At 73.1% G+C, this 1750-nt stretch carries 2 protein-coding genes; both read right to left on the minus strand.

The window, feature by feature from the left end; translation table 11 throughout:
* Positions 1 to 171 precede the first annotated feature (171 nt).
* Positions 172 to 1197 (minus strand): aliphatic sulfonate ABC transporter substrate-binding protein, encoded by a 1026-nt coding sequence (locus ESO86_RS16435; RefSeq protein ID WP_129235901.1) that lies wholly within the window; start codon positions 1195 to 1197, stop codon positions 172 to 174.
* A 70-nt stretch (positions 1198 to 1267) separates the two neighbouring features.
* A partial coding sequence (locus tag ESO86_RS16440; RefSeq protein ID WP_165308160.1) for an ABC transporter ATP-binding protein occupies positions 1268 to 1750 on the minus strand: 483 nt, incomplete at its 5' end.

The raw sequence follows: 1750 nt of genomic DNA on the forward strand, positions 1-1750 counted from the left end.
CGTCGATGCCCACCGGCCCCGTGGCATCCGCCGCGGCGACCGCCCGGCCGCCGACCGCGACGGGTGCCGCGAAGGCCGACCCGACCGAGCCGTCGGGCAGGCCCGAGCGTTCCGTGTCCGTCGTCTTCGCGGCATCCGTCGTCATGGTCTGCTCCCTCGGCTGGGTGACGGCTACTTCGCGAACCGCTCGGGGTCCGCCTGCGTGACGAACGAGTCGTCGATGAGGGTCGCGAGCGCGTCGTCGACCTGGTCCTGCGAGGCGACGTCGCCGAGCTCGACGAAGACCGGGCCGATCTTCTCGAGCAGCGCGACCTGGGCGTCGCCGGGGACCGGGTCGACATCGAGGTTCGAACGCTCGAGGATCACCTTCGAGGCGATGGACTCGTCGAGGCCGGCGACCTCGGCGAGGATCGCGGCGGTCTCCTCGGGGTTCTCGGCCGCCCAGACGCGCGCCCGCTCGTAGGCGTCGATCACGAGCTGCGCGAGGGCGGGCTTCTCCTCGAGGAACGACTCGGTGGCGTTGAGGAAGCCGTAGCTGTTGAAGTCGACGTTGCGGTAGATGAGGGAGGCGCCCGCCTCCTCGGCGCCGGCCATGATCGGGTCGAGGCCCGCCCACGCGTCGACCGCGCCGTTCTGCAGCGCGGCCCAGCCGTCGGCGTGCTGCAGGTTCTCGACCGTGATGTCGCCCGGCTCGAGGCCCTCGGCCTCGAGCGTCTGCAGCAGGAAGAAGTACGGGTCGGTGCCCTTGGTCGCGGCGACCGTCCTGCCCTCCAGGTCGGCGACCTCGTCGATCTCGCTGCCCGGGCCGGCCACGATCGCCGACCACTCGGGCTGCGAGTAGATGTCGATGGTCTTGATCGGCGAGCCGTTGGCGCGTGCGAGGAGCGCCGCCGAGCCGGCGGTCGAACCCACGTCGATCGCGCCGGCGCGCAGCGCCTCGTTGGCCTTGTTCGAGCCGGCCGACTGGACCCAGGTGACCTCGAGGCCCTCGTCCTCGAGCCATCCCTGGTCCTTGATGATGAGGCTCAGCGGGTTGTACGTCGCGAAGTCGATGTTCAGCGCCTGGCCCTCGAGCGAGTCGCCCTCGGCGACGGCCTCGGCGGACTGGTTCTCGCCGGCGACGCAGCCGGACAGCAGCAGCGCGGTCGCTGCGGCGCCCGCGACGAGCGCGGTGCGGAAGACGGTGGTGCGGGACACGGGTGGCTCCTTCTCGGTGGGTGGGGGTGCGACGTCGACGGCGGTGCTGTGGTCGGGCCGTCGTCGCCGGTCAGTACGGGTAGTGCGGGATGGTCGTGGTGGCCTGGATGCCGCGTGCGGCGCCGTGCCGGTCGATGCCGAGTCCGTCGAGCAGGCGCCCGCGGAGCTCGGCGAGCTCGGCGGAGCCGCGGTCGCGGGGCCGGTGGCCCGGCACGACGACGGTCTGGCGGATGCCGGCCCCCGGCGCGTCGCCGTCGGTGCCGAGCAGCACGATCCGGTCGGCCAGCTGGAGCGCCTCGTCGACGTCGTGCGTGACGAGCAGCACGGTGGTCGGCTCGGCCGAGTGCACGTCGAGCAGCAGGTCCTGCATCTTCAGGCGGGTGAGGGCGTCGAGCGCGCCGAAGGGCTCGTCGAGCAGCAGCACCTCGGGGTTGCGCGCCAGGGCGCGGGCGAGGGACGCGCGCTGCGCCATCCCGCCGGACACCTCGTGCGGGCGGTGCCCGCCGAACTCGGCGAGGCCGACGAGCTCGAGCAGGCGCGCCACCTGCGCGCG

The organism is Agromyces binzhouensis (assembly GCF_004135055.1).
GTDB classification, from domain to species: Bacteria; Actinomycetota; Actinomycetes; order Actinomycetales; family Microbacteriaceae; genus Agromyces; species Agromyces binzhouensis.